Origin of the sequence: Sphingomonas sp. GC_Shp_5 (assembly GCF_026540855.1) — a bacterium.
Classification (GTDB): domain Bacteria; phylum Pseudomonadota; class Alphaproteobacteria; order Sphingomonadales; family Sphingomonadaceae; genus Sphingomonas.
On record NZ_JALNUP010000006.1, the window covers coordinates 48917 to 62760 of the forward strand.

A 13844-nucleotide genomic window follows, 5' to 3' on the forward strand; every position below is an offset into this window, starting at 1 on the left:
GGGCGCTCAGGCCGCGATCGCGGCGGCGCGGGTGGCGGCGGCCTCGGCAGCGTTCCGTGCGGCGATCTCGTCGCCCCAGTGGAGCAATTCCATGGTGCCGTCGTGCTGCTCGACCAGCGCGGTGCAGCCCTCCACCCAGTCGCCGTCGTTGTAATAGGCAACCTTGCCGATGGTGCGCATCTCGGCGGTGTGGATATGACCGCAGACCACGCCGTCGACGCCGCGCGAGCCGGCGGCATGCGCCACCACTTCCTCGAAATGCGAGATAAAGGCGACCGCGTTCTTGACCTTGGCCTTGGCGTGCTTGGACAGCGACCAATAAGGCATGCCGAGTCGCCGCCGGGCGCCGTTGACCCAGCGGTTGAGCACCATCAGCAGCGTGTAGGCGGTGTCGCCGACATGGGCGAGCCAGCGGTGCGCGAGGGTGATGGCGTCGAACTCGTCGCCGTGGAGCACCAGCAGGCGGCGGCCGTCGGCGGTGCGATGGATCGCCTTGCGGCGGATCGCGACGCCGCCGAAGTTCATGCCCGCGAACTGGCGGAACACCTCGTCATGATTGCCGGGGATGTAGATCACCTGGGTGCCGCGCTTGGCGCGCTTGAGCAGCCGCCACACCACGTCGTTATGCGCGGCGGGCCAGTAGAAGCGCTTCTTGAGCTGCCAGCCGTCGATCATGTCGCCGACCAGATAGAGGATGTCGCTGTCGACATGGTCGAGGAAGTCGATCAGCATCGCCGCGTTGCAGCCGCGGGTGCCGAGGTGGACGTCGGAGATCCAGATCGTCCGGTAGTGCCGCCGCCGCTCGCCGTCGGCGTGGAGCGGCGTGGTCGGCCTGGCCGGCCGCGGCAAGGTGAAGCCGAGGATGTCGGCGCCGGGCGCCTCGAGATCCGAACCGTTCTTCATGGCAATGCACTCCCGTTGGTGCGCTTGCCCACGGGTGATGACCGCTTAGTGTGACGGGTGCATCACCGCGCCGTGACGATCAGGTTGCAGCGGCTACCGTAGCCGTCGCGGGGAGCGGCGCGCCGACCAGTTCAAGCCGCTGCGCGACGGTGCCGATCTCGACGCCCTCCTCGTTGAACCGGCCGAGCAGCGTCATCAGCACGTTGCTGCGCGCGCCATAGGCATCGCGCTGGGTGGCGACATGGGCGAAGCAGTTGAACAGGATGCGGCCGTCGACGATGCTGTCGATGAACGCCTTGGGCGCCGGCTCCGCAAGCACCGCGGGCTCAGCCGCGAACGCCTCGAACACGATGCCGCGCACCTGCGCGGGATCGGTGCCGAGCGGCACGGAGAATTGCAGCTGCACCCGCCCCATCGCGTTCGCCAGCGTCTTGTTGAGCACGGATTTGGTGATCAGCTCGGAATTGGGGACGATCAGCGTCGAATGATCGGCAAGCTCGATCTCGGTGGAACGCACGCTGATCCGCCGGACATCGCCCTCGTCGGCACCGACGCGGACGAGATCGCCGATCTTGATCGGCCGCTCGGCGAGCAGGATCAGCCCGGAGACGAAATTCTGGGTGATCGCCTGGAGACCGAAGCCGATCCCGACCGACAGCGCCGAGAGCAACAGCGCAATCCGCTCCATGCCGATGCCGAGCGAGGCGAGCGCCCACAGCCCGGCAAGCAGCACGCCCACATAGCGCGCGACCAGGCTCACCGAATTGCGCGCGCTGCCGTCGAGATCGGTGACCGGCAGGTAGCGGCCCTCCAGCCAGCCCATGAACAATCGCACCAGCGTCAAGCCGACGAACAGCACGATCACGCCGCGCAGGATGGTGCCGGGCGAGATGCTCACCCCGCCGAGCTCCACCCCTTGCGCGAGCGTGCCCATCCGCCCGAAGATCGAGCCGATGTCGGCACCGAACGGGCTCAGCGTCAGCCCCACTGCGACCATCACCAGCACCAGCCGCAGCACCGCCGACAGCAGCAATCCGAATTGGTCGACCGCGCTGCCGCGCAACCCCAGGCCGTGAGTCAGGCCGACGCCGAGCCGGCTGGTACGCAGGAACAGGCTGGTGGCGACATCGTCCGCCCCGATCATCAGGATGTAGGTCGTCGCGGCGACGATCGCGGTCCAGGTGACGGTGCGCACCAGGAACAGGCTGAGGCTGACATAGCCGAGCAGCAGCGCGACCAGGGCGATGCCGAGCACCAGCCAGGCGGCGAGCGTCGCCAGCGTCAGCCCGGCGCGCGTGACGACGAGATTGTCGGGATCGGCCTCGGCCGCCCCAGCCGCACGAATTCGCCCAATGGTGAGCAGCACGCCGCCGGCGAGCACGCAATGCAGCAGCGTCTCGGCCACCTCCGCGAGCACATGCATCGCGGTGCTCACCCCGATCGCGAGGTTGAACGCGTCGAGCAGCACCGTGATCAGCGCCAGCGTCGCCAGCAGCCACGTCCACGGCCGCATCCGCTCCGCCGTCTCTGTCGAGATGGGGAGCAGCCGCCACGACGGCTGATGGCGCATCAGCAACGCGCCCCCGAGTGCGCCGATAAAGCCGCACAGCCCCACCGCCTGCGCCAGGCTGTCGAGCAGCCCGCTCCACATCGGCGGCTCCATCCCGGACCAGCGCAGCGTCTGCACCAGAGTCATCCCGCTCAGCCAGGGCAGCAGTGTGCCGATCACCAGCCGCCACAGCGCGTTGGCGGACCGGCGCAGGCGATGCCCCGGCGCGCCCTCGATCAAGAACTTTTGCCCGGCCTTGCGCGCCGCGACCCGCACCGGGAACAACAGCGCCAGCGCCGCGAGCAGGCCGAGCAGCGCCAGCACCGGCCGGCCGGTCTTGAGATTGGCGCGGGCCTGGTCGGCACCTCCTTCGACGAAGCGCATCACCCGGCGGGTGTCGCGCGGCACCGCGGCGAACACAGCGCGCCAGAAATCCGGCTCGACCGGCGAATAGACGCGGGTCGACACCCGCTGGCCGAGCTGCTGCGCCTGGCTCTGGTCGATCTCGGTAACCAGCTGCCCCGCCTCCACCGCGAGCAGACGGCCGCGTTTGGCGCCCGAATCGAGCGCAGAGCGCTGCTGCGCGAGCCGGCTACGCTGGAGGCGGATATCGGCGGTCTCCACCACCCCTGCAGCGACCGGCCCGAGCCCGGCGATCCGGGCGTCGACCAGCGCCAGTTGCTGCTCCAGCCCTGCCACCGCATCATTGGCCGAGCCTTGCGCCGCCGCGGCCCTGGCGCGCAACGCGCGGCGCTGGTCGCTGTCGATCCGCGTATCGAGCGCGGTATCGACCGCCTTGATATCGGCATCGGCCTGGTTGAGTTGCGCCGACAGCGCCACCATCGGCACCGGCTGCACCTGCGCGGCGAGCGGTAGCGGCAGGATCAGCAGCAGCAGCAGCGACAGCAACAGGCGGAGATGACGGATCGGCATCCGCCTCGCCTAGCGTGTCGGCGGCGTGGCGCCAAATCGGCGATCGGGCGTTGATCCGCGTGCAACACCCACAGGAGCCGCTGGTGAAGCTGATCGGCATCGAAGAACATTATCTCACCCCCGAGATCCGCGACGCCTGGACCGCGATGAGTCTCGAGGCGAGCGATCCCGGTGTCGGCATCCATTCGAGCGAGATCGAGCGCCGGCTGCACGATCTTGCCGATGAGCGACTGGCGCTGATGGACGAGACCGGGCTTGACGTGCAGGTGCTGTCGCTGACCACGCCGGCGCTGCACGACCTTGGGCCCGAGAGCGTCGAACTCGCGCGGCGCGCCAACGACGCCGTGGCCGCGGCAATCGCCCGCCACCCTACCCGCTTCCAGGCGTTCGCCGCGCTACCGGTATCGATGCCCGACGAGGCGGCGCGCGAACTCGAACGCTGTGTCAAGGAACTGGGCTTCAAGGGCACGATGCTGTGCGGCCGGGTCGGGGAACGTAACCTCGACCATCCGTCGCTGGCGCCGGTGCTGGAGAGCGCCGCCGCGCTCGGCATGCCGATCCTGCTCCACCCGCGCACGCCCACCAAGGCGGTGCGCGACGCTTATTACTCGGGGTTCAGCCCGCAGATCGACGCCGCCTTTTCGATGTTCGGGCTCGGCTGGCATTATGATGCCGGCATCCAGTTCGTCCGGCTGGTACTCGGCGGCACCTTCGATCGCCTGCCCAACCTGCAGCTGATCCTCGGCCATTGGGGCGAGGTGGTGCTCTTTTATGCCGAGCGGCTGGCGGCGATGGACCGCTTCGCCGGGCTCGCCCAGCCGATCGCGCATTATTTCCGCAGCAACCTCTATGTCACCGCCAGCGGCATGTTCATGTCCGACTATCTCGAGCGCGCGCTGGCGATCGTCGGCCCCGATCGGCTGCTGTTCTCGACCGACTATCCCTATCAATATCGCCCCGGCGGCGACGCGCGTCGGTTCCTCGCCGAATGCGGGCTGGACGATGACGCCAAGGCGGCATTCGCGCACGGCAACTGGCAGCGCCTCACCGGCGACAGCTCATGACGAGCGGTCCTGTATCAGGGCTGGGGAAATGAGGTGAAGTCGGTCCCGATCGACCAAGGATAACTGCCTTCGATCAGGCACTTTTCGCGGAAATGGTGGAGCCGAGGGATACCTAACTTTAAATCGCTGACGATCGTCGGCAGTCGCGAATCGCCGGAAAACGGCAGAATTGCCCGCCTTGCATTTCGCCGAGCATCGTTGAACACCGCCCACAATCGCGGTAGTGTGTGGGACACGGTGAGGGACGGACACGCGATGGGTAAGCTGTCGGCATTGAAGATCAAGTCGGCGCCGCCAGGGCGCCACCCTGATGGCGAGGGGCTGTATCTGATCGTGCGCGACACCGGTTCTCGGCAGTGGTTGTTGCGCATCCAATCTGGTGGCGTACGCCGGGACCTCGGTCTCGGCACCGCGGAGACGACGCCCAGGACGAAGGAAGCCGCCGCCGCCGCGGAGCGGATCCCCGTCATCGATAGACGCTCCCTCACACTGGCCGAGGCTCGCGATAAGGCGGAAGCGTACCGCCGGATGATCATGGCCGGCCTTGATCCCGCTGAGGAGCGCAAGAAAGCCCCGGCCACCACGCCTACGTTCGAGCAGGCAACCCGCGACTGCCACGAGGAGATGAAAGCCGGGTGGCGAAACGACAAGCACACCAAGGTGTGGCTGGCCTGCATGGAAACACACGTCTTCCCGGTGATCGGGGACAAGCCGGTCGACACAATCGACAGCGTCACCGTGCGTGACCTGCTCGCGCCGATATGGATGGGTAAACAAGAGACATCCCGGCGGGTGTTGCAGCGCATCGGTGTGGTCCTCGACTTTGCGCACATCAAGGGCTGGCGGCCGACTGAGACGAGCTTGAAGTCTGTGCGCAAGGGCCTGCCGCGGCACAAGCGCGACGACAGCCACTTCAATGCAATGCCCTACCAGGATGTGCCCGCCTTCCTGGCGAAGCTGCGTGACGAGGTTCATACGTCCGGCCGTGACGGACTGGAGTTTACAATCCTCACCGCCGTGAGATCGAACGAGACACGGTTCGCGCGATGGCCCGAGATCAACATGAAAAAGGCTACTTGGACCATCCCTGGGGAGCGGATGAAGACCGGCGTGACCCATGTGGTCCCTCTTGCGCCAGCGGCTATCCGAATCCTTGAGCGGCGGTGGGAAGGCCGAACCGAGAATGATGGCTTGGTGTTCTTCGCCAGTCCCAAGAAGCCGATGTCCGACATGACGATGACCAAGGCGTTGCGAGACATGGGAGAGAAAGCTGCTCATGTGCACGGTTTCCGCAGCACGTTCACCGACTGGGCTGCTGAGACAACCAGCACGGCGAAGGAGGTGGTTGATAAGGCCCTCGCCCACAAACTCCCCGACAAGGTCGAAGCGGCATACCGGCGCACAAACCACCTCGAGAGGCGGCGCGTGCTGATGACGATGTGGGCAGACTATCTTTCCGGCGAGAAGAAGGTTGTTCGCCTGGCCGCATCGTCGTGACGGGACCGGTCGGGATGACGCCGGATGAGCAGCGCGCCGACGACCTCAATGTGCGCGCTTACCTCGCAATGAGCCGTGTCGAAGCAAACATCGTGAAGCACCTTACTGCCCTGCTGCGTTCGGACGTGCCGATCGATCCTATGGTTCGGCGAGCGCTCGCCGACGCGTTCGAAGGAAGAAACGTCGCCGATAGAGTCACGTTCAAGGTGACGGACCTTAAAGCCGGACCGCTCGGAGACATCGCTGAGCGCCGCTACCGGTTTCAGCGCGACATGGCGATCGCCCGCTACATCGAAGAACGCAGATCAGGGCCCGACCACCTCACCCTCGACGCAGCTGAACGCGCGGCAGAGTCGATCTTCGGGATTGGCCAGAAGACGTGTCACGCGGCCGTGGGCAAGGCGCGCAAGATGGCAGCATGGGTCGCGCAGCGTTATCCTGAACGCCCTGCCCTGCTCCGCCACCTCACGCCCGAACAGTATCGTCACCAGCTCGAGTGCGAGTACTTCCTCTTCCTTGATCAGGGCGGGTCCAAATCCGATGACCAGAGCAGCTAATTCCGCATCCGCAATTAGCTGCTAATTCTGGTTCTCGTATTGGTTCGATCACGCGCAGTGGTGCTGACATTTCGTAGACCACCGCTGGCCACCGCCAAGCGTTGGGAGACGACAAATGCAGCCCGAAGCTGTTTCAGTTGCAGACGCCGCCAAGATCATCGGACTTGGCATGACCAAAACGTACGAGCTGGTGAATGCCGGCACGCTCCATTCGATCAAGATTGGTCGTCGCCGGCTCGTCCGCGTCGATAGCATCCGCCAGCTGGTTGCCGCGTGAGCAACAATGGCAACAGCAACGGCTCGGGCGCCGAAGCCCGGAAATAAGAAGGGCCGCCCTGCCAGGCGACCCGTCTCAAAGCTCAATATTCACAGCAACAGCGTCATTACAGATACTGCTTCGCTCCTCCGCTTGCAACGGCTGTTCTCACTCGGGATCAGCGGTACACGCGCCAACGTCATCGCCAGCATGGCCTGGGAGGCGGGCGCATGATGGGCCGCACCGACACCAGCGCCGCAGCTTACGCCGGAATCGCGCCGATGGCGGATCACCTGCGCGCCATCGTGCATAGGGTCTTGTGCAGCCACCCGGCTGGGCTGACCGTTGACGAGACGTGCAGCATCGCCGGGTACGCCAGGTACTCGCTCCAGCCGAGATTCACCGAGCTGCGGAAAAAGGAGATGATCCGCGACGCGGGCATCCGCCGCCGGAACGTCAGCGGCGCAAACGCGATCGTCTGGCGCGCGACCGTCCTTGATCGACAGGAGGCGTCGGCATGAACATCCGCAAAGCCACAGCCGCCGACTTCCTGTGCCTGTTCGCCGGGCAGGCCGGCGTCCTCGCCAACGATCCGCTTCGCCGTTTCGCATGGCGTGAGCGCGCCGAAGACCTCGCCGCCTTTCTCGCGGCACATGAGGAAAGCATCTCAAACGCGTCGTTCATCACGCTGCTTCAGGTCGGCGGCCTGCTGATGCTTGAAGCCGAGCGGCTGGAAAAGGAGACCCAGTCATGACGGCCATCAACATGCATAGCGAGCGGATGCCGCTGGGTGATGGGTTCACCGTCTCCTTCACGTTCCGCGATCAGAAGCTCGAGGCGGATTGGCAGCCCCGCCTCCCGTACGGGCGCAAGGGTCGCAAATACCTGCCGGCCTACAAGCGCGCCCGTGACGAGTTCATTGCCCGCCTGGCTCGCCGGACTGGCCTCACCGTGCTGGTGGTGGACCTATGAGCGCCGTGATCCTCGGCCGCGAGCACTGGTATGCCGCCGTAGCCCGCCGCTGGAACCGCGCTTGGGGTGACCCCAGCGATACTCCGCCCGTCATCTACTTGCGTCAGGCGAATGGCGCAGCGACCTGGGTTGTGGTGGAGCCAACCTGCGGCATCGATAGCGTGTACTTCCCGTCGCACAGTGCTGCGGCGGACCATGCCCACCACCTGCAAAAGCTGCACGGCTGGATCGTCATCAACGAGAAAGCCGGGGGAGCACTGTGATGGCTCGCATGGAAAGCGCCGACCTGACGCGCATCGTCAGCGGCATCCGCGATCGCTTTCCCCTGTCGGGTGTAGCATCGAAAGCTGGCGTGAAGCTGCATCGTGCAGGCAACGAGCTGAAGGCGTGTTGCCCCTTCCATGCGGATCGCACGCCGTCGTTCACGATCTATGCCGACGACCGGCGAGCACATTGCTTCGGCTGTGGCTGGTCGGGCGACGTGCTCGACTTCGTACAGCAAGCCTATGACGTGAAGCTGCCCGGCGCGATCGAGATGCTGGACGGCGGCGCATTGCGGGAACTGGAACAGCAGCGGGCGCCCGCAAAGCCCAAGGCTGACATGCGGCCTGTGGCACAGCGCATCGTCAACGGGTCCGTCGCCATCGAAGGAACGCCGGCCGAGGTGTACCTGCGGTCGCGCGGGATTACGATGGACTTGCCGCACACCCTGCGGTTCGCCCGGATTCCGCCGCCTCAGATTGACGGCAACGGCGTGCTGGCGGCGAACGGCCCCGGTCTGCTGCCCGCACTGATTGCGATCGTCGCGGACGCGGCAGGCGAGCTGCTCGGGCTGCAGCGCACGTATTTGACCAAGGACGGGCGCAAGGCCGCCACCAAGCCGACCGACACCGACCGCAAGCCGAAGGTGAAATACAGCCTCGGCAACGTAATCGGGGGCTCGGTTCAGCTCGGCCCGGCGGCGGCGAGCATGCTGGTGACCGAAGGACTCGAGGATGGACTCACCTTGGCACAGGCGCTTGGGCGGTCGGTCTGGGTGGCGGCGGGCACGTCGATGCTGCCGGCGATGTCGTTCCCGGCGTCGGTGCGTGCGATCGTCATCGGCGCCGATGGTGATGCGCCCGGCGAGGTGGCGGCGCAAAAAGCGGCAGAGGCGTTCACCGCCACAGGCCGCGCGGTTCGCATCATGCGGCCGACGCCGCCGTTCAAGGACTTCAACGCCGAGCTGATGGGGAAGCGGCCTTGAACGCGGCAGCTTTCCAGGCGCACTATGATGGTGCTGAACCGTTCCGCCCGAGCAGCCCGCTGGTTGCTCCCCGGCGTGGCCCAAGCCCGTGGCCAGCGCCTGATAGGTCGATCCTCACCGGCGGGCGCACCACGCCTCCGGTGATGCCGACCGAGATCTTCGGTCCAATGTGGCCGCTGATCCGCGACCTTGCGGCGGGCGCAGGTGCGCCGGTCGACTATGTGGCGGTGGGCGTTCTCGGCGTCGTTGCCTCGCTGGTCGGCGCCAAGCGGCGGGTGCAGCCCTATCCCACCACCCCGCAGTGGCAGGAGCCGTGCGTGCTCTGGGTGGCGCCGGTCGGTGATCCGTCGTCGAACAAGTCACCTGCGATCGACGCCGCTACCAGCCCGCTGCGCGGCATGGAAACCGAGCTTGCCGAGCAGCATAAGAACCGGCTGATCGGGTGGCAGACCGAGAACGAGCGCGCCAAGGCGGAGCGTGCCGAGTGGCAGGCACAGGTGAAGGCGGCGACCAAGGACGGGGTGGCAACACCGTCGATGCCCACCGCCGCGGTCGAGCCCGACGAGCCACAGCGTCCGCGCCTAGTAGTGCAGGACGCCACTCCCGAAGCACTGGGCGAGATCCTGGCGGGCAACCCGAACGGAACGCTTCACCTGCGCGACGAGCTTGCCGCTTGGTTGATGAGCTTCGACCGGTATTCGCCTGGCGGTCGCGAGTTCTGGCTTGAGGCTTACGGCGGCCGGACGCACGTGATCGACCGCAAGAGCAACAAGGCGGGCCCGCTGTTCGTGCCCTTCAACGGCGTCACCGTCCTTGGCGGCATCCAGCCGGAGAAGCTGCGCGAGTGCCTGCTCAAGACGGCGGATGACGGCCTGGTTCCCCGCTTCCTGTGGGTATGGCCCGATCCGATCCTCTACCAGCGTCCCCGGCACATCGCCGACACCGCGCAGTTAGAGCGCATGTACCGGCGGCTGCAGCAGCTCGACGCCGGGCGGCTTGATGATGGCCGGATCGATCCGCGGATCCTGCTCCTAGCGGACGATGCCGCGGACGTGTTCGAAGCATGGGTCCGCGACAACGATGCCGCGGTTCGTGAGGCGTCGGCGCTCTATAAGGGCTTCGTCGGCAAGTTGCGAGGCATGGTGCTTCGGTTATGCCTCGTCGTCGAGCTGATGAACTGGGCGGCGAACGGCGATCGCGAGCCGACCACGATCAGCCTCGGCACCCTCGTCGCCGTGCTCGGGTTCGTGGATGACTATGCGAAGCCGTCTGCGCTGCGAGTGTTCGGCGATGCCGCCCTTCCCGAGGAGGAGCGCAATGCAGCTGCACTCGCGCGGCATGTCCTCAAGACCGAGGCGCAGCGGATTAACGCCCGCGAGATCCAGCGCAACAGCGGCATCGCCACCTTGAAGGCGGCCGCGGACGTTGAAGCCGCGACTGAGCTGCTGATCGAGGCGGGCTGGTTGCGGTCGGCGCCAGGACGGGATGGTGACACGCCCGGCAAGGCCCGCAAGGACTTCCTGGTCAACCCGGCGGTGCATGAGGTGGCCAATGGGTAGCTGGCGCGACGTGGCGGCAGCTGTTGCCCAGCGGCAGCCGCTCGCTGCGGTGGCTGTCGATGACTTCGGCTTGCCTGGTACTTTAGCCGCCTCGCTACGGCACCTAGAAGGACTGCCGCCGCCGCGGAAGCTGGAGCAGCCGTCCGGCTGGGCAGGCGTGGTAGCCGATGCTCTAACCCTCGCCCGAGACGGTTGGGCTGCCAAGGCGCTGGCGCTCGGCTGGACGGCCGGTGACCTGTTCGGGATCGGCCGGCGCGATGATTGGGACTTCCAGGGGCTCGCTGTCTGGCTGGATGGCCGGCGGATCCTCATGCTCGACGAGAAGCACGCCATCGTCGCCGGCAACCCCGCTGACTACCGATCGGCCTTCATCCGTGGCGGCATGCGGCACGGGACGCACCCGACCGTCACACCCGTGATGCTGTGGGAGTTCGGCCGGTGAGTGCGGGGCTATTGTCACTATTGTCGCTATTGTCACGGGCTCCCGCGTTCACTCTGACGCCCTCAGCCCTCGCGCGGCGTAGGCTAAAAAAGTCATCTATCTATCTATTTCGGAAAAGAATTCCGGCGAGGGCTGCCGTGGGCGCGAGACCCTCTGACAATAGTGACAATAGCGACAATAGGTCGGGGGCAGATGCCCCCATCGAACCGAACCGCGGCAATAATGGAGGCGCACAGTGACCGTCAAAGAGATCGCCACGGCAGGCGTTAAAGACACGCGCCCGGAGCCGTTCGACAAGGAGAAGCTCCGCATGGCGGAGGCTCGCGAGCGCTGGGTCGACCGCACGCCTCCGGTGCAGGTGGCTTTTCCTGAGGACGGCACCCGCACGATCCGTGCGCCCCACAACGACGACAGTGGGCACACCATGCGCCTGGGCGACACGTTCGGCACGCGCTCGCAGGAGTTTCTCGCGATCCAGCTGACCGAACTCAGCGCGGCCGTCCGAACGAGGGGGCACAGGGACGCTACCGCTCAGCAGCTGAATGCTGGCATCGCATTCGTTGCGGCAGTGGCACCGCAAGACGAGCTGGAGGCTGCCCTGGCCGTGCAGATGGCGGGATGCCATTTCCTGGCTACCGACCTCATCGGCCGGGCTGTCGGCGCCGATAATCTGGCGCACGCGCAGGCGTTCGGAAACCTGGCCGTGAAGATGCAGCGCACGTTTACTGCCCAGATCGAGGCGCTGGGGAGGATGCGCGGCAAGGGCCAGCAGACCATCCGCGTGGAGCATGTGACCGTCGAGGCGGGCGCCCAGGCCATTGTCGGCGACGTCCACCACCACGGCTCCGGGAGGGGCGGGTACCACCAGCAAAGCAAGGGACAACCTCATGCAACCAGTGAACCTACGGAACGCGCCGCGCTGCTTAGCCCGGACCCGCTCGGCAACGGCGTGCCAGTCCCCGGCGATGCCGAACGGCCGGTGTCGGCTCCACGGGGGCCTAAGCCCAGGCGCTCCGCTCGGAAACAAGAACGCGTTCAAGCACGGCCTGTACAGCCGTGACTACCTGGCCGCCCGGCGAGCGTCGGCAGCCATCCGGCGCGAGTGGCGTGATCTCGCGGATGAGATCCGCACCGATTAATTGCGGGTCACTACGCGAGGAGAAAACGGGAGCAGTACGCGCGCCCAGGCGCGGGCGCATTGGTGGGGTTCCGAACCCCATGAAGGGTTGAGGAATGTTGACTTACGACCCTGATGTGGCGGCTCGGCTGCGTCGTCTTTGGCGCGCCTATCATGAGCAATGCTCGTGCATTTCGCTGGCCTATGATGCGGCCGTTGCGGCGTTCATCGCCAGTCGCGGTGGCACAGCCAACCCCCGCCCGCCCCGCTATCCTGCCTTCCCCGACGAACTCCGCGGCCTGGCCTGTGGCGCCCGCACGCGCCGCGGTGAGCCCTGCAAGCGCACCGACCTGATGATCAGCGGGCGGTGCAAGTTCCATGGCGGCATGAGTAAGGGTCCGACCAGTAGGAGCGGAAAAGCGACCGCGATGGAGAACCTGGAGAAACGGCGGCAAAGAGCGGACTGTTAGGGGCCTCGAGGGCGATCTGGCAGCGATGCCACCTTCGCGGTAGCCTCCTCCGCCTCATGCCTGATAACAAGAATCAGCACTACGTACCGAGATGCCACCTCAAGCCGTTTTCGCTGGGACGAGACGGGTTGGCCATCAACATGTTCAACCACCCGCGAGACATTGTGCGCGGTAACGTCGCCATCGCCGGCCAGTGCGCTAAATCCTACTTCTATGGCGAGGATCTAGTTATCGAGCGCGCCCTGCAGAAGCTCGAGGGGCGGTACGCGGCGCTGATTCGTCATGCAGAAGAGGACGGCCTGATGTCCCCCGACGATCTGGCGTTCCTACGCGACTTCGTGCTGCTTCAGTGGTGTCGGACAGACGGCGCTCTTCGACGGCGGCGTGAAGTGATGCAGGCTATGGACGATCTTGCTCACCGAGGGCTCGAGCACCTCCGCCGCGATCATTCGGATATGTCGCAGTCTGCGCTAGTCGCTGGTTCGCTGCGAATATGGACAAGCGCCGGCAAAGATGTGGAGGATCTGCGCGTGTTAATCCTGCGGAACCGTAGCAGGGTAGACTTCGTCACGTCCGACGATCCCGCCATCGCTACGAACAGGGTATTTCTGCAGCGAATGCATGATCCTAATTTCGGCCTCGTCAACATCGGAGCGATGATGGCTATGCCGTTGGGGCCGCGTCATGCCGTTATCTGTTATGATCACGAAAGCTACGCACCGGTTGGGCGGTCGGGATGCTATCTCGACGTCATACGCGATCAGGATGCGATCGCGCTGAATGAGCTTCAGCATCTTAACTCTATATCGAACATCTACTTCGCCGGACCGATCGCGAACGGTGAGCGGGTGCGCGCTGCCTTCGCGGCAGTTGCTCATCGCCGGCCAGCTGATCGGTTCAAGATGTGGCAGGGTGCGAGCGAGGGGATCGAGGGAGAGTACGAGTGCTTCAGGAGAGTCGGGGACAGTGAGATACTGGATCCCACGGTTACGCGAATACAATCGTTCTCCCCGATCTATCCTAGTCCGCTGCACTGGATGTCCGTGCTGCCGATGCGGGCAAACCTGCAGGGTTGGGTAACCCCCGGTTCGGTTGGGGGACCTGTCCGGCTAAGTCGCGCGAAGGGGCGCCGGGGCATGCGAAGGGTGAAATTAGGCCACTATCCCATGCCGCATCGAGGAGGAGAGCTTCCCGATCGGATGTATCACCGTTTGTCGCCGGACGAGCTTCAAGAGGTTGCCGCAAGAACTAGACGGATCATTTTGCGGAAGGAATGATC

Annotated in this window: 15 protein-coding genes; 13 read left to right on the forward strand and 2 right to left on the reverse strand. The window is 65.6% G+C overall.

Annotated features, from left to right (window positions below):
- Positions 1-6: 6 nt before the first annotated feature.
- The gene (locus OXR60_RS06425; protein WP_267394968.1) at positions 7-903 is read right to left on the reverse strand and encodes a UDP-2,3-diacylglucosamine diphosphatase; all 897 of its coding nucleotides are present in this window, start codon (positions 901-903) and stop codon (positions 7-9) included.
- Positions 904-982: 79 nt separating this feature from the next.
- Positions 983-3385: a DUF3772 domain-containing protein gene (locus OXR60_RS06430; RefSeq protein WP_267394969.1), complete on the reverse strand. Its 2403-nt coding sequence runs from the start codon at positions 3383-3385 to the stop codon at positions 983-985.
- Positions 3386-3468: 83 nt separating this feature from the next.
- On the opposite strand from OXR60_RS06430, the gene OXR60_RS06435 reads away from it, so the two are divergent.
- From OXR60_RS06435 to OXR60_RS06495, 13 genes are all read left to right on the forward strand, one after another.
- Positions 3469-4449, forward strand: coding sequence for an amidohydrolase family protein (locus tag OXR60_RS06435; protein ID WP_267394970.1), 981 nt, complete (start codon positions 3469-3471; stop codon positions 4447-4449).
- Positions 4450-4704: 255 nt separating this feature from the next.
- Entirely contained in the window at positions 4705-5946 is a 1242-nt protein-coding gene (locus OXR60_RS06440; protein ID WP_267394971.1) for a site-specific integrase, read from the forward strand.
- 14 nt (positions 5947-5960) lie between these two features.
- Entirely contained in the window at positions 5961-6503 is a 543-nt protein-coding gene (locus OXR60_RS06445; RefSeq protein WP_267394972.1) for a hypothetical protein, read from the forward strand.
- 115 nt (positions 6504-6618) lie between these two features.
- Entirely contained in the window at positions 6619-6780 is a 162-nt protein-coding gene (locus tag OXR60_RS06450) for a helix-turn-helix domain-containing protein (protein WP_267394973.1), read from the forward strand.
- 209 nt (positions 6781-6989) lie between these two features.
- Positions 6990-7280 (forward strand): hypothetical protein, encoded by a 291-nt coding sequence (locus OXR60_RS06455; RefSeq protein WP_267394974.1) that lies wholly within the window; start codon positions 6990-6992, stop codon positions 7278-7280.
- Entirely contained in the window at positions 7277-7513 is a 237-nt protein-coding gene (locus OXR60_RS06460; RefSeq protein WP_267394975.1) for a hypothetical protein, read from the forward strand. The genes OXR60_RS06455 and OXR60_RS06460 overlap by 4 nt, the downstream gene beginning before the upstream one ends.
- Positions 7510-7731 (forward strand): hypothetical protein, encoded by a 222-nt coding sequence (locus OXR60_RS06465; protein ID WP_267394976.1) that lies wholly within the window; start codon positions 7510-7512, stop codon positions 7729-7731. Before OXR60_RS06460 ends, OXR60_RS06465 begins: the two co-directional genes overlap by 4 nt.
- Positions 7728-7994 (forward strand): hypothetical protein, encoded by a 267-nt coding sequence (locus OXR60_RS06470; protein WP_267394977.1) that lies wholly within the window; start codon positions 7728-7730, stop codon positions 7992-7994. The genes OXR60_RS06465 and OXR60_RS06470 overlap by 4 nt, the downstream gene beginning before the upstream one ends.
- Positions 7994-8977 (forward strand): CHC2 zinc finger domain-containing protein, encoded by a 984-nt coding sequence (locus OXR60_RS06475; RefSeq protein WP_267394978.1) that lies wholly within the window; start codon positions 7994-7996, stop codon positions 8975-8977. Before OXR60_RS06470 ends, OXR60_RS06475 begins: the two co-directional genes overlap by 1 nt.
- 143 nt (positions 8978-9120) lie before the next feature.
- The gene (locus OXR60_RS06480) at positions 9121-10536 is read left to right on the forward strand and encodes a DUF3987 domain-containing protein (protein ID WP_267394979.1); all 1416 of its coding nucleotides are present in this window, start codon (positions 9121-9123) and stop codon (positions 10534-10536) included.
- The gene (locus OXR60_RS06485) at positions 10529-10978 is read left to right on the forward strand and encodes a hypothetical protein (protein ID WP_267394980.1); all 450 of its coding nucleotides are present in this window, start codon (positions 10529-10531) and stop codon (positions 10976-10978) included. Before OXR60_RS06480 ends, OXR60_RS06485 begins: the two co-directional genes overlap by 8 nt.
- Positions 10979-11213: 235 nt before the next feature.
- Positions 11214-12038, forward strand: a complete 825-nt coding sequence (locus OXR60_RS06490; protein ID WP_267394981.1) for a hypothetical protein — start codon at positions 11214-11216, stop codon at positions 12036-12038.
- A gap of 583 nt (positions 12039-12621) precedes the next feature.
- Complete coding sequence (locus tag OXR60_RS06495) at positions 12622-13842, forward strand: DUF4238 domain-containing protein (RefSeq protein WP_267394982.1); 1221 nt, start codon at positions 12622-12624, stop codon at positions 13840-13842.
- The last annotated feature ends 2 nt before the right edge of the window (positions 13843-13844 follow it).

Coding starts and splice junctions, on each gene's coding strand:
- OXR60_RS06485 (WP_267394980.1), top strand. CDS start 10,529: ATGGGTAGCTGGCGCGACGTGGCGGCAGCTGTTGCCCAGCGGCAGCCG.
- OXR60_RS06440 (WP_267394971.1), top strand. CDS start 4,705: ATGGGTAAGCTGTCGGCATTGAAGATCAAGTCGGCGCCGCCAGGGCGC.
- OXR60_RS06495 (WP_267394982.1), top strand. CDS start 12,622: ATGCCTGATAACAAGAATCAGCACTACGTACCGAGATGCCACCTCAAG.
- OXR60_RS06450 (WP_267394973.1), top strand. CDS start 6,619: ATGCAGCCCGAAGCTGTTTCAGTTGCAGACGCCGCCAAGATCATCGGA.
- OXR60_RS06480 (WP_267394979.1), top strand. CDS start 9,121: ATGCCGACCGAGATCTTCGGTCCAATGTGGCCGCTGATCCGCGACCTT.
- OXR60_RS06460 (WP_267394975.1), top strand. CDS start 7,277: ATGAACATCCGCAAAGCCACAGCCGCCGACTTCCTGTGCCTGTTCGCC.
- OXR60_RS06430 (WP_267394969.1), bottom strand. CDS start 3,385: ATGCCGATCCGTCATCTCCGCCTGTTGCTGTCGCTGCTGCTGCTGCTG.
- OXR60_RS06455 (WP_267394974.1), top strand. CDS start 6,990: ATGATGGGCCGCACCGACACCAGCGCCGCAGCTTACGCCGGAATCGCG.
- OXR60_RS06475 (WP_267394978.1), top strand. CDS start 7,994: ATGGCTCGCATGGAAAGCGCCGACCTGACGCGCATCGTCAGCGGCATC.
- OXR60_RS06425 (WP_267394968.1), bottom strand. CDS start 903: ATGAAGAACGGTTCGGATCTCGAGGCGCCCGGCGCCGACATCCTCGGC.
- OXR60_RS06470 (WP_267394977.1), top strand. CDS start 7,728: ATGAGCGCCGTGATCCTCGGCCGCGAGCACTGGTATGCCGCCGTAGCC.
- OXR60_RS06465 (WP_267394976.1), top strand. CDS start 7,510: ATGACGGCCATCAACATGCATAGCGAGCGGATGCCGCTGGGTGATGGG.
- OXR60_RS06445 (WP_267394972.1), top strand. CDS start 5,961: ATGACGCCGGATGAGCAGCGCGCCGACGACCTCAATGTGCGCGCTTAC.